Raw genomic sequence first — 20313 nt, 5'->3', positions numbered from 1 at the left:
CGTGCCCCTAATGAGTGGGTAACAGGTCCCGGGTGGCTGTTGACGTCTTCCCGTCCCTTGGCCCGGTCAGGCCTCCTATCAGGCCGACGCGACTGACGCCCCGGACCTGTTCGCACTGCTGACCTGGCTCGGCGCGTCGGCCTAGTTGGCCGGCTGCTGGCCGAGGAGTGTTGGTCGTGGTTCGAGCCCGCCCGCACGGTCGATACCTCGTTCACCGGGAGCCTTCGAGCTCTGATCCGCAGACCGGGGCCGTACGGGTTGCTGGGATCGCGAACGGCTTATCGGAGGCAAGACCGCAGAGCCTCGTCATTAGGGCGCCGCGCGTTCTCACCAAGGGTCCACGAACCGGACCGGACACCGGCTAGGAGGAGGTGCAGACAGGTGAAGGTGTTCTGCGGGATCGACTGGGCCGAAGGCCGTCACGACATCGCGCTCATCGACGATCTTGGTCAGCTGATCGCGAAGAAACGCATCAACGAGACGGTGGCCGGGTTCGCCGAACTCACAGCGATGCTGGCCGAGGCCGGCGACTCTGCCGAGGACATGGTCCCGGTGGCGATCGAGACCCTCGCGGTCTGCTGGTCGCGGCCCTGCGGGCCACCGGGCGTCCGGTCTACGCGATCACCCGATGGCCGTGGCGCGCTACCGCGAGCGACACACGGTCAGCCGGGGCAAGTCCGATCACGCCGACGCGATGACACTGGCCAACATCCTGCGCACCGACCTGCATGCTCACCGCAAACTGCCGGCCGACACCCACCTGGCCCAAGCCATCGCGGTACTGGTCCGCGCACACCAAGACGCCACCTGGCGCCGCACCAGGGCTTCTAACGAGCTGCGCTCGCTGCTGCGCGAGTACTACCCAGCCTTCCTCGAGACCTTCGCCGGCAAGAACGCGAGCAACCTGGCCACGGCCGACGCCCGCGCGATGCTGGCACTCGCACCAACACCGGCCGCGGCGGCCAATCTGTCCAAAGCGCGGATCGCCGCCGCGCTGCGCCGCGCCGGGCGTCAACGCCGCATCGACACGACCGCGGCACAGCTACACGCCGAGCTCCGCGAGCCACAGCTGCGTCAGGCTGAACTGGTCGAGCAAGCCATTGGGCGCCAGGCGCTCGCCCTGCTCGCGACCCTCGATATCGAGTGCCGCAACGTCGACGAACTCGGGCAGGCCGTCGCCGAGGCGTTCCAACAGCATCCCGACCACGCCATCATTACCAGCTTCCCCGGCCTGGCCGACAACACCGGAGCCCGGATCCTGGCCGAGCTCGGCGACGACCGGACCCGCTTCACAGACGCCCGAGCGGTCAAGGCCTATGCCGGGTCGGCCCCGATCACCCGCGCCTCCGGCCGTTCCATCTCCATCACCCACCGCCGCGTGAAGAACGACCGCCTGGCCGCGGCCGGCTGGGCCTGGGCCTTCGCCGCTCTCGCCCACGACGAACACGCCAACCGTCACTACCGACACCGCCGAGACCACGGCGACCGACACCCAGCCGCACTACGCCACCTGTTCAACCGGATGCTCGGACAGCTCTACTACTGCCTCCAAACCGGCCAGCATTACCAACCCCACAAAGCCTTCGCCGCGCCACAGCCCGATCTCGGAATCTGATCACGCGGACCGAGACAGCCAGACACGTCAGGTCTTGATCTGCCCGGATAACCATCCCAACCAGAACTCACGAAGGTTCGGTGCGAGTGGTCGCGCTTCCTGCTCGATAGGCGACCAAGTGCACACGGTGGTTTCCCCGTCTAGTGCGACACAGAAGGGATCTCCGGTGCCGTCGTCGCCGAAGCCAAGCAGCCTCCGCCGAGCCTCGGACTCCCACCCGTTCCAGGCTTCAAGATTCCAGCGCGCAACGTCTCCAAGCCGCCACATCACGAACCACTCGCCCGGCTTGTCCAAGATGCCGTCCGTCGCCTCATACAGTCCGCGCAGCTCGGCTGGGAACGGGATGCCGAGCCGAAGCTCGACGGCCGCGATCTCGCCAGGATCGGCGGGAGGCTGCAGCTCCAGGCCGTCGTCAGCAGCCTGCAGTGTTTGTCGCCAGGCGCCTGCGTCCATAGCGGGAAGCCTCTCACGCCAACCCGCGACGAACACAGAAACCAAACACTCGCGACTTGCCGCTTAACCACATCGGAGGTCTGATAGCTGCCAAACCCAGGCCAGCGCGGCGCATGTCAAGAGTCGGCATGCCGATCCCGAAGGGACGCCGTCGGCGCTCTTGATGCGTGTCGTGCTGGCCGTACGATCGAGCGGCCAGGGGACGAGGCCAACCCGCCGGCCTTCTGGGAACCGGTCGCCGCTGGTGACGGTTGGCCGCTTGAGAAGTCGGTGGGGGCTGGTGGTGCGCGGCGGAGGGCGTCGGCCGCAGGTCGTAAGCCCGGGCCGCGCTGCGCGCCGCTTGCGGCGCGCCTTGATTCTTAAGAGGTCAATCCGGCAGACATCGACAGAGCCGAGCACTGAAACCCCAGCGTGCGAATCGGCCGTTTGCTCGATCCCCAGACGCTCGCCTGTCATATGAGCTGGCGCCGGACCGGCCTCGTACGAGAGGCTGCTCGGTGCACGCAGAGGTGCACCGGCAGTTCAGGGAGGCGGAATGTCAAAGCAGAATCCAGCATCAGATGCCGAGGAGTTCGACCCTTTTGCGGAGGCTCCTTGGATGGATGGAGCTACGGAATCTGCGCTGCGCTCAATCATTCCGCATTACATGCAGGGTAGTTCTGCGGTGTTGTATGGCCGCTGGTGGCAGCTTGAGCGCTGGCTGCGCACTCTGGTTTACGTTGAATTGAAAGCACTTCACGGTCGAAGCTGGGTCGATGAAGTCAAGGCCGCGAATGGCCGGCTGGCCCAAGATGCCGCGTATACCCATATGTCCGGCCCAGATAACGACAACCCTCTCGCCTACCTTGACTATAGTCAGCTAATCCAGATAGTCGATAACAACTGGGCGCAACTTGGATACGCTCTCCTTGAGAAGGGGTCATGGGACGGACGCCAGGTAGACCTCAAGCGAATTAGACACCGCATTGGGCACATGCGCAGCCCACACTCCGACGACATAAACCGCCTCGAACAGACTCTACGAGACCTGGAGCGCGGCGCCTTCATTGCTCTTGCGAGCTACAACGAACGTTGGGTCCCTGACTCCGAGACGAACAACGACCCCGTCACTCGCGGCTGGATCGACGGTGAACACGAGGTCGCCCAACGACTCCTAGTTCATGCCTTTGACAACTACGAAACCAACCTGAACCTGCGCACGAGCAAGCGCCCGTGGAACAAAGGTCAGGTCGAAGATCTGGCCGGCGCACAAGGCTATCTCTGGCACGCGGACTTCTTCCTGCGGTCCAGATTTGTAGACGTACCAGCGTTGTGGCGCGACGTAAAAGACACCTTCGTTGAGTCACTGCTCCTACATCTCGAAATCCGGAGCCCACGGCAAATCAGCTTTACATTCAGTGCTGCCGATGACGCACATCAAGTCTCTGACGCTATCGGTAGGGCATTCGACTGGGTCTTGGTGAATTCGTCTCTGCGCGATCGCAACGAGAATCAGGATTACACCACCTGGACCCGCCGCTACCGGCAAATGGACTATCGAATCGTATGCGCCGATCCCTGGACGACTGTTGACGAGACAACCGTACCGATAAACATATTTGGCGCTGGTGGAGGAGTTGACCGCGCACCACGTTGGTAGCAGATCCCACTAGCCCGCCTGCTATTCATCGCTGCGGAGGATGCGAGCGTGGCCGCCTTGTTCAGCTTCCCGTCGTCCCTGTTCTCCCGCAGGATGGACAGGGCCCGTGTTCGGGCTCGGTGACTACCTTGCCATCTCTGATGCGAGTCTTTTGAACGATCCGTCGTACCGCTCCGCCTCTGTCGAGGTATGGACGGCTGACGAACTGCGCAACTTCCTTGCCCAGATGTCGAGCCATCGCCTTCACGCGTCCTATCGGCTGGTGGCATACACAGGCGCTCGGCGCGGGGAGCTGCTGAACTTGCGCTGGGCTGACGTCGACTGGAAAGCGCCGGCGGTCCGAATCCGCGGTTCAGTCGGCATGGTGGAAGGTCAGCGGGTCGAGGGCACCACCAAGGGCGGCAGAGAGCGGACCGTGAGCATCGACCCCGACACCGTTCGGGAGCTCAAGGCGCACCGGCGACGCCAGATGGCGGACCAAGCCAAGGTGGGCGACGCCTGGCCCGATTCCGGCTACGTGTTCACGACGGGCCTGGGAGAGCCGCTTTACCCCGACACGGTGACTCAGCTCATGGGCAAGGTCATCCGCGCCTACAACACCCCGGACCCGGAGGACTCAGCGAAAAGGCCGGCCACTCCCCTCCCCCACGCACGGTTGCACGACCTGCGCCACGTGCACGCAACACTGCTGCTGATCGCGGGGGTCCCGGTTCACGTCGTCGCCGAGCGGCTGGGGCACTCCGACCCGGCCATCACGCTCCGGATCTATGCGCACGTCATGCGGACCCACGCGGCGGGTGTCGCCGGGATCCTTCGCCGCTGCGGCTGCCCAGTCGGAGCCTGCTAACACCCTGGATGCGAGGACGAATAGACCGACGAGGAAGACGGCCCGGAGGAGGCCGCCGGGGTGCCCTGTTAGCAAAGTCGTTAGCAAACCGGCCCGCTGAGCCCCCGACGCGAGTGCCCCGGACACACAGAACCCCAGGTCAGGTGTCCCGTGACCTGGGTTTCTCTCTGCTCCTGTGTGGAGCCGCCTGTCGGAATCGAACCGACGACCTTCTCATTACGAGTGAGACGCTCTGCCGACTGAGCTAAGGCGGCGGGTGCCGAGGCAAGAGTGTAGCGGGAGGGTGGGGAGATTCCGAATCGGATACGGGAGGAGGGCGGGTGGGGGGGTCTGGGTAGTGGGCCGGTGACTGGGTGTAGTGGGAGGAGGCGGGGAGGAACCGGAGGGGCGGGGGTGGCGTCGGAGGGGTGCGGAATTGCAGTGGGAACAAATGATATGGGAAATGCGTTGACTTCCTTGATGGGTGTGCGTGAGACTAATGCCCGCAAGGAACGACAAGACTTCGAGGAGATCACCGTGACCAGGACGTGGAACGCGATGCGGGCGTGGCGGGGAGCCATTGCCTTGTCGGCGTGTCCGCGACCGGCGCGTGATAGCCGATCCGTGTTTTATCACCAGCTTGACGCCGAGTTGAGCCCGCGTGCGGGCGGCCCACCTGTGTGATCTCCAGCGGGAGATCTTCCCAGGAGCCGTCTGAGCCGGGTGTCCGGCACCAGGCGGCTCTTTTCTTTTGCCTCGTCGGTGAGCAATGGTTGCTGACCGGATTCCAAACCCGTGTTGCGAGGGTTCGACTCCTTCCACCGATGCTTTTGCGCGGTATTCACGAATACCGGCCCGAACAATTGACAACTGGACATTCATCGCATTTTCCGCCGGGCCGCCGAGGCCTGGTGGACCTTCCCTGCGGCGCCGTCCGTGCGCCGGGGAAGACGCCCGGGCGCGTCCCGGGCACCGTCCCCGGGGCGACCCGGGGGCGTCACCAGCTGTGGGCCAGTGGCCAGGCCGCCTCATTTGGGATGAGGACGACGGGGGTTCGAGTCCCTCCAGCTGGACCAGGCGCCCGCAGGATGCTCAGCTACCGGCCGAGCGGGCGCCACGAACGTGCCCTGCGCCGGAAATCCGCACCACATCCGGCGCAGGGCACCGGACGCCCGTGGCTCAACGGGAGAGAGCACCGGCCTACGAAGCCGGGGAGTGCAGGTTCGAGTCCTGCCGGGCGTGCTGTGTCCGAAGCAGAAGCGGTCGATGCACCGGGACGTGACCCCGGGGGAAGCGGGTTCGAGCCCCGCCGGACACCCCAGTACGACGATCACGGCCCGACCAAGCGGGCCGTCGTACCAACAGACCTGCGGCCCTCGCCCAACTGGTAGAGGCGCCTGGCTCAGACCCAGGAGGTTCGGGGTTCGAATCCCCGGGGCCGTACCACGACCACACCGAGATCAGCCGACCTGGCAGCGCGCTGTCGGGCACACTGGAAGGGAGGAGGAACCACATGAGCGGTGTGATCGTTCTCAACGCCTCGTACGAGCAGCTGCACGTCGTGTCGATTCCGCACGCCATCCGGATGCTCGTCCGGGAGGTCGCCGTCGTCGAGGAAGCGCACGACGGCGCCAGCATCGGACCGTTCCCGCTCCCCCGCGTGCTGCGGCTGGTGCGGTACGTCGTGACCAAGTGGCGGTACGCCGCCGGACGCCTGCAGTACACGCGGGCCGGCGTGCTGAAGCGTGACAAGTACACGTGTGCGTACTGCGGTCAACCCGGCGCGACCACGATGGACCACGTGGTGCCGCGGTCACGCGGTGGACGTGGCGAGTGGCTGAACGCCGTCGCCGCGCACGCGTCCTGCAACGAGAAGAAGGGCTCACGCACGCCCGAGGAGGCCGGTATGCCACTGCTGTGGCAGCCGTGGATCCCCTCGCGTGCGGAGATAGCGCTCTGACGCGACACCACCACGGTGTCGCGCCGGAGCGCGATGCCAGGTGGGCGACGGCGTCCCACCCTCGGTTCTGACCCGAGGCCCCGCAGGTTCGAGCCCTGCCCTGGCAGCTGTACGCCGGCCACCCGGCGCACGTGACCTGGTGAGATAAGCCGAGTGTCAGGCCTAGCGGCAGCCGTCTCGAAAACGGCAGGTCCTTCAACGGACGTCTGGGTTCGAATCCCAGTCTCACCGCATGTACACGATCGAGGAGAGTGGGGAGATGAACGTGGAGTTTCCGGTTGAGCTCAGTGGGGCGAAGAGCTCCACGCTCATGTGGGCGCAGGAGCACGAGGTGGGGGCGCAGGCGCTGCAGCAGTTGCGGAACATTGCGGCGCTGCCGTGGGTGCACGGTGTTCGGGTGATGCCGGACGTGCACCTCGGCAAGGGTGCGACGGTCGGTTCGGTGATCGCGATGAAGCAGGCGGTGTCGCCGGCCGCGGTCGGGGTCGACATCGGGTGCGGGATGGAGGGCGTGCTCACCTCGCTGACGGCCGCGGATCTTCCGGACGACCTGTCCGCGATCCGGTCCCGGATCGAGGCCGCCGTACCGGTCGGGTTCCGGGCGCACGAGGACCCGGTGAGTGTGCGCAAGCTCGGGCTGGACCGTGGCTGGGACCGGTTCTGGGGTTCGTTCTCGAGCCTGCACGACGGGGTGCAGGACCGGGAGAAGAAGGCGCACCAGCAGATGGGTTCGCTGGGCGGCGGCAACCACTTCATCGAGGTCTGCCTCGACGACGAGGACCGGGTCTGGCTGATGCTGCACTCGGGCAGCCGGAACATCGGCAAGGAGCTCGCCGAGCGGCACATGCGGATCGCTCGCACGCTGCCGCACAACGCGGACCTGCCGGACCGTGACCTGGCGGTGTTCCTCTCCGGCACGCCGGAGATGGACGCGTACCGCCGGGACCTGACCTGGGCGCAGGAGTACGCGTCCCGGAACCGCGCGGTCATGCTGGCGCTGGTGATGCAGGCGGTGCGGGACTCGTTCCCGTACGACGTCCGGTTCGAGCAGCCGATCTCGTGCCACCACAACTACGTGGCCGAGGAGCACATCGACGGGCTCGACCTGCTGGTCACCCGCAAGGGCGCGATCCGGGCGGGTCGCGGCGACCTCGGGCTGATCCCGGGGTCGATGGGCACCGGGTCGTACGTCGTTCGCGGTCTCGGCTCGGAGCGGTCGTTCTACTCGGCCTCGCACGGGGCAGGCCGGCGGATGAGCCGCAACGAGGCGAAGCGCCGGTACACGGTCGACGACCTGATCGCCCAGACGACAGGCGTCGAGTCCCGCAAGGACGCCGGCGTGATCGACGAGATCCCGCCGGCGTACAAGGACATCGAGTCGGTCATCGCGGCCCAGTCCGACCTGGTCGAGGTCGTCGCCCACCTCAAGCAGGTCATCTGCGTGAAGGGCTGACAGTTTAGGGCTGACAGTGGTCCTGCCGTGGTCAGGGGACACGGCAGGACCCTGCTGGTGAGGTCCGCCTGCAGGCAGGGGCAGCGGTTTGCTAAACCGTCGGCCGGGTTCGCCTGGTCCGCGAGTTCGAATCTCGCCCTCACCGCGTACCTACACAGTTGTTCGCAGTCGCCGGCGCCCGCGAGTTGGGTAGTTCTTCGGAAGCGGTCGGCCGGCGGCCGGACCTAGCCTGACGAACGTGATGCAAGAACGCGCCCGACTGCTGCGCGATCTGCCGGTCGACGAACGGCGGATCGACGTCAGCGGCGTGTCCACAGTCGTCCTCCAAGGCGGCGACGGACCACCGCTGGTGCTGCTGCACGGGGGCATCGAGTGCGGTGGCCTCTACTGGGCGCCGGTGCTGGCTCGGCTTGCGGAAGAGCATCAGGTCGTCGTCCCCGACGTACCGGGGCTTGGTGAGTCCGACCCGGTTGATCGGTTGGACGCGGAGACCTTCGATCGCTGGCTGATCGAGCTGCTGCGCGCGACCTGTGACGAGCCTCCGGTCCTGATCGCGCACTCGTTGCTCGGGACGATGGCTGCCCGCTTCGCGGCAAAGCATGGTGAGTCGCTGCGCCAACTGGTGATCTACGCGGCTCCCGGCGTCGGCCGGTACCGGATGCCGATCGGGCTCCGGATGACGGCGATCAGGTTCGCGGTGCGGCCGACCGAGGACAACATGGTCCGGTTCGAGCGGTGGGCGTTCGCCGATCTCGATCGGGTACGGCGGGACGCACCGGACTGGATGGACGCGTTCACCACCTATACGCGGAGCCGTGCCGTCGTGCCGCACGTCAAACGGACGATGCGGCAACTGATCCGCACGTGCACCAAGCAGGTCCACGACCCGATCGCCGTACCGACGTCGCTGGTGTGGGGTGCGAAGGACCGGTTCGTGCCGTTGAGCCTTGCGATCGAAGCGGCCCAAAGGTTGAACTGGCCGTTGCGGGTGATCGACGACGCCGGGCATGTCCCGCACATCGAGTGGCCCGAGGCGTTTCTCGAGGAGGTCGCACGGACGCGAAGCTGACCAACATCCCGGTTCCCGAGGCCAGTCTGGCGGGAATCGCGGTCGGGTTCGCGTTGGAGCAGGTGCGGCCGTGGCGGCTGCGGAAACGCCGTACCGGATGGGCGGCGCTCGCCGCAGGCAGCCTGGTGATCGCCAGCTCGGTGCAGGCGGCAACGACCGAGCTGGCGAAGCCGGAAGCGCTTGTCACCGGCGGACCGTACGCCGTCAGCCGGAACCCGATGTATGTCGGATGGATCCTGCTGCAGTTGGGGATCGGCCTGATCACCCGGTCCGGGTGGGTGGTGGCAACCGTGCCGCTCGTCGGCGCGGCGATGCATCGGGAGGTCCTCGGTGAGGAACGCGCGCTGGCCACGAAGTTCGGGGGCGAGTACCGGGCGTACCGCGAGCGCGTTCGCCGGTATCTGTAGGAGCGCCACCGTGGGAGAGGTGGGGCGGGCTGTAAACCCGTTGCCCTTGGGCTGAGCAGGTTCGAATCCTGTCTCCTGCACGAGGCAAAGATGCCTTCAGCAACAAACAGTGTGACGAGAGAGGAGGACCGGCCATGGCCGACCTCAGGAAGCGTGTTCCGGGTGGTAGGACCGGTGCTCCGGTCAAACAGGGTCACGCGATGCGCCGGGTGCGGCTCGCCTGCGGGCACGTCCAGCGCGACCGGATCGCCCACCGCGGCGATCACGTGTGGTGCGAAGCCGACTGTTCCGACTGGATGCGCGTCGTCTCGGTCGACGAGTAGGCACCCGCCGGGTACGCCGTCGGCGTACCCGGAAGACCCTCTGGTGACGGATGCACGCCTGGCTCTCCGAAGGCCGGGTCCCTGGTTCGACTCCAGGCAGGGGGACTCTAGAAGCGTTCCAGGACCTTTCCGGGGTTGAGCAGGTTGCCGGGGTCGAAGGCCTGCTTGATCCGGCGTTGCAGGTCGAGGCCGGCCGGGCCGAGCTCCTGCTCGAGCCAACGGGTCTTCAACGTGCCGATGCCGTGCTCGCCGGTGATCGTGCCGCCCAGCGCCAGCCCGAGCTCCATCACCGCGCCGAACGCCTCCAGGGCCCGTGCCTCGGCGGCCGGGTCGTCGCGGTCGAAGATCACGGTCGGGTGCATGTTGCCGTCACCCACGTGCCCCGGGCAACAGATCAGTACGTCGTACTTCGTGCCGATCTCCGCGATCCCGCGCAGCAACGCGACCAGCTTCGACCGCGGTACGGCGACGTCGTCGACCAACGTGACACCCAACGGCTCCAGCGCCGGGTTCACCAGCCGCCGGGCCTCGAGCAGCATCCGGGACTCCTCGGCGTCGGACGCCTCGGCGACCTCGATCGCCCCATGCTCGGAACAGATCGCGGCGATCCGCGCCACGTCCTCGGCCGCCCTCGGACCGCGGTCCGACTGGGCGATCAGCAGCGACCCGACGTCGGCCGGCAGCCCCATGTCCCGGTAGTCCTGGATCGCCCGCGCCGTCGGCCCGTCCAGGAACTCCAGCAGCGACGGCCGCAGCCCGGACGCCATCACCGCGGCAGCGGCCGCGATCCCGTCCTCGATGGACAGGAACGTGGCCGCCGCGGTCAACGCGGCCTCGGGCGCAGGACGCAGCGCCAGCGTCGCCTCCGTGACGACACCGAGCGTCCCCTCGGATCCCACGATCAACCGGGTCAGGTCGTACCCGGCGACGCCCTTCGCCGACCGGCGGCCGGTGCGGACGACCTCGCCCGACGCCAGCACCACCTCCAGTCCACGCACGAAGTCCGACGTCACGCCGTACTTCACACAGCACAACCCACCGGCGTTGGTGGCGATGTTGCCACCCACCGTGGACATTTCCCACGACGACGGATCCGGCGGGTAGAACAGGCCCTGCTCCAGGACCGCCCGCGACAACTCTGCGTTCACCACACCGGGCTGGACGACGGCGACCTGGTCCTCCACCGAGACCTCGAGCACCTGGTTGAGGCGCGAGGTCGACAGCAGCAGGCACCCGTCGATCGCGTTCGCCGCCCCGGACAGCCCGGTCCGCGCTCCCTGCGTGACCACCGGCACCCCGAACTCACCGGCGGCCTTCAGCACCTCCGACACCTCGGCCGTGGACGACGGCCGCACCAGCACCCGCGGTACGCCGGCCGTGCAGAAGGTCGCGTGATCGTTGCGATGAGCGTCCAGTACGTCGGGATCGTCCAGCACACCCTTGTCGCCCAGCACCGACCGCAGCCGGGCGACGAGCGGATCGGAAGAGGTCATCCCTCATCCTGTTCGGCCAACAGGCGCAGGATCAACTCGGCCCGGCGGACGCGTTCGCGGCCGAGCGCCTCGGCGGTTCCCGACAGATGAGCGCCGACGGGGTAGATGTTCGGCGCGTTCCGCAGCCCCATCTTCAGGTACACCGGCGCCGCGACCCGGACGATCTCCGGCACGTCGTAGAAGCGCACATGGCCGCCCTGGTCGTCGGGGACCTCGATGTACATGTCGATCGGGACCGACGTCACGGAACGGATCTCGGCCAGCACCGGCACCGGCAGGTCGGTCGACACGTTCAGGCTGGTCGCGCCGAGACGCTCGTACAGCCGGGCCGTCGGCGCGTTCGGCAAGGGCATCAGCACCGACGTCTTCAGCACCAGGTCCGACGGCAGCGAGCCGTCGACCTTCAGCTCACCGAGGATCTCCAGCACGCCGATGTCACCGACCAGCAGGCTGCGCACCCCGAGCTCGACCGCCCGGAACGCGTCACACAGCGACGCCGCGACCATCTCGTTGCCGCGGGCAACACCACCGACGGCGGCCGACACCTTGGCCTGGCCGCCGATGTCCCAGGCGCCACGCGGCCCGAGGAACAGGCAGACCTCGACACCGGCCGACGCGCCGAGCGCGAGCATTTCCTCGATCTCGGCGTCGGTCAGCATCATCACGCCGCTGCCCTGCGAGACCCGGTCGATCGTCACACCGCGGGTCTTGGACTCCTCCAGGACGGCCGCCATCACCCGCGGCCCTTCACAGGAAGGGATCTCGATCTTGTACGGCGACCCGTCCGGGAACGTCGCCGCCGACGTGTCGCCCGGACGGAAGCCGCGGTCGGCCAGTAGCGCGTGTGCGTCGCGAAGGTTCATGCGTCACTCCAGGGTCCGAGCCGGCCGGCCGACGTCAGGTCCCGGGCCGTCCCGGTGATCTCCAGGTCGAAGCGGTCACCTGCCTCGGTCAGCAGCGCCGGCGTCACCATCAACTCGTTCGGGGAAAGGGTGTCCTTGATCCGGGCCAGCCGGAGCTCGGACCAGTCGCGCCGTCCGCACATCGTCACTGCGGCCAGGACAGCGGCCTCGTCGTCCTCCATCACCATCGGCAGCCGGGACCGGCGGGCTCCGCCGGCGCCGGAGGTCAACGCGTTCACGTAGCTGACCCGCAGGTCGATCTGCTCCAGGAGCCGGGCCGGGATCACATCGGCCAGGCCGAGGCCGGACGCGTTCCCGTGCGACGCCTCGGACAGCGAGTGCACCGTGATCGCCGCGATCGACGGCGACTCGAACTCGGGGATCCCGTGCACCCAGCACCGGCCGATCACGTTGGTGTCCATCCCGGCGCCGGACTTGTCCTTGCCGAGCTCGTCCACCACCAGCACGTCGAGCTCGTCGAACGGCAGCCGCCCGAGCAGGCTGCCGGCCGTTTGCAGCAGGGCGTGCTCGGCCGGCCCGGCGATCCCGTCGGCGTCGACGAACTCCACCGCGGCGGTGCGTTCCAGCGCGTTCTCGAGGATGCCGAGACCGCCCAGGATCTTGCCTTGGGCAATGACGATCCGGGCCGCGGCCTCGATCGCGCCGCCCAGCGAGGGGATGCCGCCGGCGTGCAGGGACGCCGCGCCCGCGTGGTTGCCGAGGCCGATCGCCAGGATCTTGGCCAGCCCGCTCTCGATCGGGCCCCGGAAGTCGGTGTGCGGCTTGATCCGGTTCACCAGCAGGACGCCGTCTGCCTTCGCCGCCAGTGCGTCGTGGTGCACCGGCGTACCGTCCGCCAGCGTGCCGACGACGACGGTCTCCATGGTGGCCTCGACCGGGCACCCGACGGACTCCTTGGTGATCCCGAGCCCGGCCAGCATCTCCAGCTGACCGGCAGCGGTCGCACCACCGTGCGAGCCCATCGCCGGTACGACGAAGGGCTCGGCGCCGACCGACGACAGCCAGGCGACGGCCGCCTTCACCACCGGTACCAGGTCGTGGATCCCGCGGCTGCCGGCGGTCACCGCGATCCGCGCGCCCGGGAGGATCTGGGCGCGCAACGGCTCCAAGGCGTTGAAGGCGTCGGTGTACGGATCAGCCGAGGCGGGGAGGTCCGGGAGCAGCCGCCGGATCGGTGTGACCTGCGGGATCACCCCGGTCGGCCGCAGCCCCCGGATCGCCTCAAAGACCCCCAAGGAACGCCTCGCTTCGCTCGGCGGTTGTGAGGGAGACATCAGTGGCTCTGCCTCGCTACGGAGGAGCCGGTGCGGCCGACCAGGAAGTCGAGGTCGCAGCCCTGGTTCGCCTGGGTGACGTGGTCGACGTACAGCCGCGCCCACCCGCGGTCCGACGGCGGCGACGGGGGCTGCCAGTCGGCCCGCCGCTTCTCCAGCTCCTCGTCCGGTACGTCGAGGTGCAGCCGCCGAGCCGGTACGTCGAGCTCGATCCAGTCACCCGTCCGCACCAGCGCCAGCGGACCACCCACGGCCGCTTCCGGCGTGACGTGCAGTACGACGGTGCCGTACGCCGTACCGCTCATCCGCGCGTCCGAGATCCGCACCATGTCGTCGATGCCCTGCTCGGCCAGCTTGCGCGGGATCGTCATGTTGCCGACCTCGGGCATGCCCGGGTAGCCGCGCGGGCCCGCGTTCTGGAGCACCAGCACGGTGTCCTCGTCGACGTCCAGGTCCGGGTCGTCGACGGCCTTGTCGTAGTCCTCGATGCTTGCGAACACCAGCGCCTTGCCGCGGTGCTGCGACAGCCGCTCGGAGGCCGCGGACTGCTTGATCACGGCGCCGTCCGGGGCCAGGTTGCCCTTCAGCACGGCCGTTCCCGCACCGGACCCGAGCGGGTCGCCGACCGGGCGGATCACCGCGTAGGTCTGGTTCGCCGTACCGCCCGGGATGACGGCTTCGATCCGCTCGGCGTTCGCGATGTTCTCGCCGATGGACTTGCCGGTCACGGTGATCGCGTCGGTCTTGAGCAGCGGCTCGATCTCCTTCAGCACCGCGGGCAGGCCGCCGGCGTAGTAGAAGTCCTCCATCAGGTACTTGCCCGACGGCTGCAGGTCCACCAGCCACGGCACCCCACGGGCCCACTCGTCGATGTCGTCCAGCGTGATGTCGACGCCGACCCGCCCGGCGATCGCCAGCAGGTGGATGACGAAGTTGGTCGAGCCGCCGATCGCGGCGTTGGCGCGGACCGCGTTCGCGAACGCGTCCCGGGTCAGGATGTCGCTGAGCTTGAGGTCCTCCTTCACCATCTCGACGATCCGCTGACCGGACTTCTGGGCGATCACGTAGCGGCGGGAGTCGACCGCGGGAATGGCCGCGCCACCGGTCAGCTGCAGGCCGAGCGACTCGGCCATACAGGCCATGGTGGACGCCGTGCCCATCGTCATGCAGTGGCCGTTGCTGCGGGACTGGCCGGCCTCGGCCGCGGCGAAGTCGTCGGCCGACATCCGGCCGGCGTTGAGGTCCTGAGTGAACCGCCAGACCGCCGTCCCGGAGCCGATGTCGCAGCCGCGGAACTTGCCGTTCAGCATCGGGCCGCCGGTCACCACCAGGGTCGGCAGGTCGACGCTGGCGGCGCCCATGATCGAGCCCGGCGTGGTCTTGTCACAGCCGGTCAGCAGCACCGCGCCGTCGAGCGGGTTGCCGCGCAGCGACTCCTCGACGTCCATGCTGAGCAGGTTGCGGAACAGCATCGCGGTCGGCCGGAGCAGGGTCTCGCCGAGCGACATCACCGGGAACTCGAGCGGGAACCCGCCGGCCTGCCAGACGCCGCGCTTGACGGCGTCGGCGACCCGGCGGAGGTGCGCGTTGCACGGGGTGAGCTCGGACCAGGTGTTGCAGATGCCGATCACCGGGCGCCCGTCGAACGCCTCCTCGGAGAAGCCCTGCGAACGCATCCAGGACCGGTGGATGAAGCCGTTGCGGCCCTTCTCGCCGAACCAGTGGTCGAAACTGCGCCGCCCGGTCTCGGCCGGATGCCCTTCACCGGGCAGGACCTGACCCTCGCCGGGGTCGTTGGTCGGGGGAAGATCGGTCATCGAGACACCTCACCTGTTGTCACAGTGCCGTTCACCCGGCGGCTGATCCCGGCCGGGTTCGAGTCCTTCAGTACGGCGGGCAGCACCGCGTCGGGCGCGTCCTGGTAGGCCACCGGCCGCTGGAACCGGCGGGCCGCGGTCACCCCGACGCTGGTGTGGATCGAGCCGACGGTCGACGGGAACGGGCCGCCGTGGTGCTGCGCCCAGGACACCGCGACGCCGGTCGGCCAGCCGTTCCAGAGCACTCGCCCGGCCCTTGCCGTCAGCAACGGCAGCAGGTCGCCGGCGAGCTCGGTGTCCGACGACTCGGCGTGCAGCGTCGCGGTCAGGTTGCCCTCGAAGGCCTCGACCGCGGCCTTCAGCTCGTCCAGGCCGTCGTACTCGACGACGATCGAGACCGGGCCGAAGCACTCCTCGAGGATCTCGTCGCGGCGGGCCAGCAGCTCGGCGACCGTGGTCTGCAGCAGCGTCGCGCCACCGGACGCCCAGACCCGGACACCTTCCACCTTCTGCAGCCGGTCCAGGCCGGACGCGAAGCCGTCCTTGATCCGGTCGTTGAGCATCGGCGCCTCGGCCACGCCGCCGGCCGCCTCGGTCAGCTGGTCCTGCAGGCCGTGGCCGGACGGCAGGAAGAGCAGGCCGGGCTTGGTGCAGAACTGGCCGACGCCGAGCGTGAACGAGCCGACGTAGCCGGTCGCGATGTCCTTGCCGCGGGCATCGATCGCGGCCTGGGTGACGAAGACCGGGTTCAGGCTGCCGAGCTCGCCGTAGAACGGGATCGGCTCGGGCCGGGTGACCGCGATCTCGTGCAGCGCCTTGCCGGCCGGGACCGAACCGGTGAACCCGGCCGCGGTGATCCGCGGGTCCTTCAGCGCGGTGACGCCGACGTCGAAGCCCTGGATCAGGCCGAAGGCGCCCGCCGGAGCACCGGCGACCCGCAGCGCCTCGATCATCACCTCGGCGGTCTTCGCCGACAGGTCCGGGTGGCCGGGGTGTGCTTTGACGATCACCGGGCACCCAGCTGCCAGCGCGGAGGCGGTGTCGCCCCCGCAGACGCTGAAGGCGAACGGGAAGTTGCTGGCGGCGAACACCAGCACCGGTCCGAGCGGCACGAGCACCCGGCGCAGGTCCGGCCGCGGGACCGGCTTCGCGTTCGGGTCGGCGGTGTCGATGATCACTTCCAGCAGCGAGCCCTCTTCGAGCACGTCCGCGAACATCCGCAGCTGGCCGGTGCTGCGCGCGACCTCACCGCGCAGCCGCGGTTCGGGCAGCGACGACTCCCGCATCGCGATCGGCACCAGCTCGTCCGCGGCCGCGTCCAGCGCGTCCGCGACCGCGCGGATCCACCCGGCCCGGACGGCAGGCTCCGAGGCGCCGAGCGCCGGTGCGGCGGCGGCCGCGTCGGCCAGGGCCTGCTCGAGCTCGGCGGGGGTGGTGTCCGGAATCATCGCTTCTCCTCCAGGTTCTCGGTTGCCAGGAACGCGAACGGCTCCCGGCCTACGGCCACCGTATTCGTCAGCGTTCCGAGCTCGGCGATGGTGATCGTGATCACGTCACCCTCGGCGAGCGCGAAGTCCAGCTCGGGCACGATCCCGGTCCCCGTCGCGAGGATCACGCCGTCCGGGAAGTCGTTGGGCAGGAACAGCACGTCGATCAGGTCCTGCAGGTCCCGGACCAGCTGCGCGGTGGACGTCGTACCCGCGAACACCTCGTCGCCGGCCCGCTCGATGACCAGGTCGATGGTCAGGTTCTTCGGGTCGGCCACCTCCCAGGCGGGCCGGATCCCGGCGGCCAGCGCGCAGCCGCCGGCGAACAGCTTGGCCTGCGGCACGTAGAGCGGGTTCACGCCCTCGATCGAGCGCGAGCTCATGTCGTTGCAGACCGTGAAGCCGACGATCTCGCCGTGGCTGTTCGCGACGACGGCAAGCTCCGGCTCCGGTACGTCGTGACCGGAGTCGGACCGGATACCGACCGGCTCACCATCCACCACGACCCGCCAGGCCGGTGCCTTCTGGAACAGCTCGGGCCGGTCCGCGGTGTAGACCTTGTCGTACACGGACTGCTCGGCACTCTCCTCCATCCGGGCGCCGCGGGACCGCTCGTAGGTGACACCCGCGCACCAGACCTCGCCGCGACCGTCGAGCGGTGGCAGGAACTTCAGGCCGGCGGCCGGGACCTCAGCGCCGACCTTGGCGACCGCGGTCTGCAGCTCGTCGAGCCGGAGCCGCAGCAGCTCCGCGAAGCTGTTGACGCCTTCCAGCGGAGCCACGGTGTCGCCGGTGCGCACACCGACGACGGGCCGGCCGTCCGGGGACTGGTAACGGACCAAGTGCATGTGTGGGCCTTTCACATCGAAGTGCCGAGCAAACCACGGGTGATCTGGAAACCGACGTTGCCAGAGGCAACTGCTTTGGGAACGAGCCGGCGGCCGGCGACGAGCGCGATGGTGTCGAGCCCGGTCCGGGCCTGCTCCGCGGCGTCGCCGGTGGCGACGGCGTCGAGGTCGTCGCCGTACTTCGCGACCGTCTCCGGGTCGTTGCTGAACTCGACCACCGGTACGAACCGCTGCGCGGACAAGGTGCCGCCGGCGACGTGCGCGAGGATCTGCTGGACCCCGCCGGCGCCGAACCCGGTCGCGGTCTCCATCCAGTCGGTGCCGGGCATCCGCATCACGTGCCAGCCCGGTTCGGCGAACCGCTGCCCGTGCGCGATCGTCGACTCCACCCGGTCTGCCGAACCGAACGCCGCCGTACGGAAGACGTCGTGGGCCAGCAGGGCACCGCGCGAGGAGAGTATGACGGAACCGCCGGAGCCCACGATCTCGCGGCCGATCAGCGCCAGCGCTTCAGCCGTCTCGTCGGACAGCGGTCCGCGGGCTTCGAGCGCGATGGTGAGCTCGCCGATCGTCCCGTCGTACTCGGCCGGCGCCGGGAGGTCGAAGCTGCCGAACCAGTCGCGCACCCTCGTCCCGACGGCCTCGAGACCGCCGTCGGCCTGGATGCTGGCCCAGCCGAAGCGAGCCGGGTCCGCGCCGGCCTCGACCAGCCGGGAGCGGAAGTAGTCGTTGTGCGTCTTCTCGCAGCCGTGCTCGAGCAGCAGCGCCATCCGGGTGTTCGGGTGCAGCAGGTAGCCGAGCATCGTGCGCGCGAACGTCTCTTCGGACGCGCCGCCGCTGCTGCCACAACCCTCGGTGTGCGGGAGCGCGACCATCCGCGTGACCGCGTCGCCGGCCCACTTCTCCAGCTCCGCCTGGGCTGCGAGCCGCAGCGCGATCTGGCCGGAGCACAGGCTGGTCGGCAGGATCAGGCCGACCGACTCCGGCACCAGGCGGTCGTCGACCTGCAGCAGCCGGACGGCGGTCCGCGCGTTCGTGCCGAGCCCGGTCAGCGGGAGGCCGTCGAGCGGAGCGTCGCGGTCCTCGGCCGGGAGGTCGGTCAGCTTGCGGCTCATCCGGCCGTCGGTGCTGATCGAGATTCCCTCCCGCGGTCCCTTCTGCCGCCAGTTCCGCCAGATCGACACCTGACTGTGGCCGGCCCGCTCCCCAGCGCTCGGCTCACCGGACGCGACCCGGACGGTGAGGTCGAAGGTGTCCGCGGTCAGCTCGGCCATCGGCGTACCGGTGAGGTAGCGGCCCGCGTCCACGTCCATCTCGGCCTGCAGACGCTCGTACCTGGCACTCGTCGTGACGAACTTGAGGGTGGGCACGAACGGGAAGTTGGTGATCGAGCCGTTGCCGGTGGTGAAGAAGATCAGGTTGCAGCCGCTGCCGATCTGGCCGGCCACCGACTCGAGGTCGTTGCCGGGGCTGTCCATGAAGATGTAGCCGTTGCCCGGCAGCGGCTCGCCGTAGTCGATCACGTGGTCGAGCCGGACCTCGCGCGGCAGCTTCCGGGCGGCGCCGATCGACTTGAGCACGATGTTGTAGAGCCCGCGGTACACGTTGCCACCGGACGGGTTGCCCTCGGCGGTGTGACCGTGCCAGCCGACCCGCTCCTTGAACGACCGGACGGTGGCGAGGAACCGCTTCGCGGTGGCCAGGTCGCGGACGTTCTTCAGCACGTACCCCTCGGCACCGATCAGCTCGTCGGTCTCCGCGAGTACGGCGGCGCCGCCGTGCTTGATCACCTCGGCGCCGACCAGGCCGGCCAGCGGGTTCGCCGAGATCCCGGAGAACGCGTCGGACCCACCGCACTGCAGGGCGATCTTCAGATCGGCGAGCGGGACCTCGACCCGGGGCTGGGCGTCGACGACCGGCAGCCACGGCTCGATCAGCGCGCCGGCGGTGGTCAGGTCGTGCTCGAAGCCGGCGCGGCGGGTGAAGAACGCGTGCGGGACCTTGATCGACGGGTAGCCGTGTTCCGCCATGTAGTCCTGGACCGCCTGGCCGGACACCACGTCGTCCTCGGCGTCGACGATCAGGACGGCGCCGACGTTCGGGTTCAGCGTGAAGCCGGCCAGCGTCCGGAGCAGCAGGTCCAGGTTGTTCGGCGCCTCGTCCTCGCCGCCCTCGGTGTGCGCAACCGGTACGACGCCGTCGCCGGCGGCCGCGCCGTCGAAGCGCCGGGCCAGCTCGGTGACGAACCCGCTGCTGCGGGAGCTGGTCGCCATGACCACGACGTGGTTGCGGGTGCCGGCCGGCCCTTGCTCCCGCGGATAGCCGAGGAACGTCCCGGGCTGCTCGACGCTCGTCACCTGGGCGCCGAAGTTCAGCGCGGACTCGTCCAGCTGGTACGGGTCGAGCGGCTCGTTGGTGGCCGACGGCTCGGTCGGGAGACCTTCGACTCCCCGTGCGGTGACGGCCGCCAGGCTGGTCGGCGTACACACGTAGTCACCGGGCACGAGGTCCCGGGCGGCGCGGGCGAACGGCGTGTTCCAGGACGTGACCGCCTCGCCGGCGCGGACCGGCCGGACCACGAACCGGTGCCCCTCGAGGATCGTGTGCGGCAGCGTGATCACCGTGCCGTCGAGGTCGATCGTCGTACCGGCGTCCAGCCGGCGGGAACAGATCGCCGCGTTGTCCTCGGGCTCGGGCAGTACGCCGACCTCGTCGAACCTCAACAT

15 protein-coding genes, 9 tRNA genes and 1 pseudogene are annotated in these 20313 nt (G+C 68.7%); 16 read left to right on the top strand and 9 right to left on the bottom strand.

Annotated elements, in window-relative coordinates:
• The first annotated feature begins 381 nt into the window (after positions 1-381).
• Positions 382-1615, top strand: a pseudogene (locus tag ACWCOV_RS12570) (IS110 family transposase).
• A gap of 27 nt (positions 1616-1642) precedes the next feature.
• Here ACWCOV_RS12570 and ACWCOV_RS12565 read toward each other — a convergent pair.
• A complete protein-coding gene (locus ACWCOV_RS12565; protein ID WP_449829363.1) occupies positions 1643-2068 on the bottom strand; it encodes an SMI1/KNR4 family protein in 426 nt (141 codons plus the stop codon).
• Positions 2069-2603: 535 nt separating this feature from the next.
• On the opposite strand from ACWCOV_RS12565, the gene ACWCOV_RS12560 reads away from it, so the two are divergent.
• A complete protein-coding gene (locus tag ACWCOV_RS12560) occupies positions 2604-3707 on the top strand; it encodes a Swt1 family HEPN domain-containing protein (protein ID WP_449829362.1) in 1104 nt (367 codons plus the stop codon).
• Between the two features lie 106 nt (positions 3708-3813).
• A complete protein-coding gene (locus ACWCOV_RS12555) occupies positions 3814-4554 on the top strand; it encodes a tyrosine-type recombinase/integrase (RefSeq protein WP_449829361.1) in 741 nt (246 codons plus the stop codon).
• Positions 4555-4732: 178 nt separating this feature from the next.
• Here ACWCOV_RS12555 and ACWCOV_RS12550 read toward each other — a convergent pair.
• Positions 4733-4808: transfer RNA gene (locus ACWCOV_RS12550), tRNA-Thr, on the bottom strand.
• 483 nt (positions 4809-5291) lie between these two features.
• On the opposite strand from ACWCOV_RS12550, the gene ACWCOV_RS12545 reads away from it, so the two are divergent.
• The 13 genes from ACWCOV_RS12545 (at position 5292) to ACWCOV_RS12485 (ending at position 9745) form a co-directional block, all read left to right on the top strand.
• Positions 5292-5360 (top strand) — tRNA-Trp (locus ACWCOV_RS12545).
• 173 nt (positions 5361-5533) lie between these two features.
• Positions 5534-5609 (top strand) — tRNA-Pro (locus tag ACWCOV_RS12540).
• 92 nt (positions 5610-5701) lie between these two features.
• Positions 5702-5775, top strand: a tRNA-Arg gene (locus tag ACWCOV_RS12535).
• 2 nt (positions 5776-5777) lie between these two features.
• Positions 5778-5854: transfer RNA gene (locus ACWCOV_RS12530), tRNA-His, on the top strand.
• A 48-nt stretch (positions 5855-5902) separates the two neighbouring features.
• Positions 5903-5979: transfer RNA gene (locus ACWCOV_RS12525), tRNA-Leu, on the top strand.
• A gap of 67 nt (positions 5980-6046) precedes the next feature.
• Positions 6047-6493 carry an HNH endonuclease gene (locus tag ACWCOV_RS12520; RefSeq protein ID WP_449829360.1) on the top strand — a complete coding sequence of 149 codons (447 nt, stop codon included), beginning with the start codon at positions 6047-6049 and terminating at the stop codon, positions 6491-6493.
• A 138-nt stretch (positions 6494-6631) separates the two neighbouring features.
• Positions 6632-6724: transfer RNA gene (locus tag ACWCOV_RS12515), tRNA-Ser, on the top strand.
• 1 nt (position 6725) lies between these two features.
• Positions 6726-7946 carry an RtcB family protein gene (locus ACWCOV_RS12510; protein WP_449829359.1) on the top strand — a complete coding sequence of 407 codons (1221 nt, stop codon included), beginning with the start codon at positions 6726-6728 and terminating at the stop codon, positions 7944-7946.
• Positions 7947-8002: 56 nt separating this feature from the next.
• Positions 8003-8091: transfer RNA gene (locus tag ACWCOV_RS12505), tRNA-Ser, on the top strand.
• Positions 8092-8187: 96 nt separating this feature from the next.
• Positions 8188-9015 (top strand): alpha/beta fold hydrolase, encoded by an 828-nt coding sequence (locus ACWCOV_RS12500; protein ID WP_449829441.1) that lies wholly within the window; start codon positions 8188-8190, stop codon positions 9013-9015.
• Positions 8970-9422, top strand: a complete 453-nt coding sequence (locus ACWCOV_RS12495) for a methyltransferase family protein (RefSeq protein WP_449829358.1) — start codon at positions 8970-8972, stop codon at positions 9420-9422. The genes ACWCOV_RS12500 and ACWCOV_RS12495 overlap by 46 nt, the downstream gene beginning before the upstream one ends.
• Positions 9419-9502: transfer RNA gene (locus tag ACWCOV_RS12490), tRNA-Tyr, on the top strand. The genes ACWCOV_RS12495 and ACWCOV_RS12490 overlap by 4 nt, the downstream gene beginning before the upstream one ends.
• 54 nt (positions 9503-9556) lie before the next feature.
• Complete coding sequence (locus tag ACWCOV_RS12485; protein ID WP_360518161.1) at positions 9557-9745, top strand: hypothetical protein; 189 nt, start codon at positions 9557-9559, stop codon at positions 9743-9745.
• 107 nt (positions 9746-9852) lie between these two features.
• Here the strand turns inward: ACWCOV_RS12485 and ACWCOV_RS12480 are convergent, their stop codons facing one another.
• Genes ACWCOV_RS12480 through ACWCOV_RS12450 form a run of 7 tightly spaced genes read right to left on the bottom strand, consistent with a single transcriptional unit; the run spans position 9853 to position 20313 of the window.
• The gene (locus ACWCOV_RS12480) at positions 9853-11238 is read right to left on the bottom strand and encodes an FAD-binding oxidoreductase (RefSeq protein WP_449829357.1); all 1386 of its coding nucleotides are present in this window, start codon (positions 11236-11238) and stop codon (positions 9853-9855) included.
• A complete protein-coding gene (locus ACWCOV_RS12475) occupies positions 11235-12101 on the bottom strand; it encodes a U32 family peptidase (RefSeq protein WP_449829356.1) in 867 nt (288 codons plus the stop codon). Before ACWCOV_RS12475 ends, ACWCOV_RS12480 begins: the two co-directional genes overlap by 4 nt.
• Entirely contained in the window at positions 12098-13396 is a 1299-nt protein-coding gene (locus ACWCOV_RS12470; RefSeq protein WP_449829355.1) for a DUF2088 domain-containing protein, read from the bottom strand. Before ACWCOV_RS12470 ends, ACWCOV_RS12475 begins: the two co-directional genes overlap by 4 nt.
• Before the next feature lie 38 nt (positions 13397-13434).
• Entirely contained in the window at positions 13435-15252 is a 1818-nt protein-coding gene (locus tag ACWCOV_RS12465) for an IlvD/Edd family dehydratase (RefSeq protein ID WP_449829354.1), read from the bottom strand.
• Entirely contained in the window at positions 15249-16700 is a 1452-nt protein-coding gene (locus ACWCOV_RS12460; protein WP_449829353.1) for an aldehyde dehydrogenase (NADP(+)), read from the bottom strand. Before ACWCOV_RS12460 ends, ACWCOV_RS12465 begins: the two co-directional genes overlap by 4 nt.
• A complete protein-coding gene (locus ACWCOV_RS12455) occupies positions 16697-17587 on the bottom strand; it encodes a fumarylacetoacetate hydrolase family protein (RefSeq protein ID WP_449829352.1) in 891 nt (296 codons plus the stop codon). The genes ACWCOV_RS12460 and ACWCOV_RS12455 overlap by 4 nt, the downstream gene beginning before the upstream one ends.
• A gap of 11 nt (positions 17588-17598) precedes the next feature.
• Positions 17599-20313, bottom strand: coding sequence for a UxaA family hydrolase (locus ACWCOV_RS12450; protein ID WP_449829351.1), 2715 nt, complete (start codon positions 20311-20313; stop codon positions 17599-17601).

The organism is Kribbella sp. NPDC002412, assembly GCF_053592935.1.
Note: the sequence above shows the minus strand (reverse complement) of the source record. Positions and strands in the feature narration are given on the sequence as shown.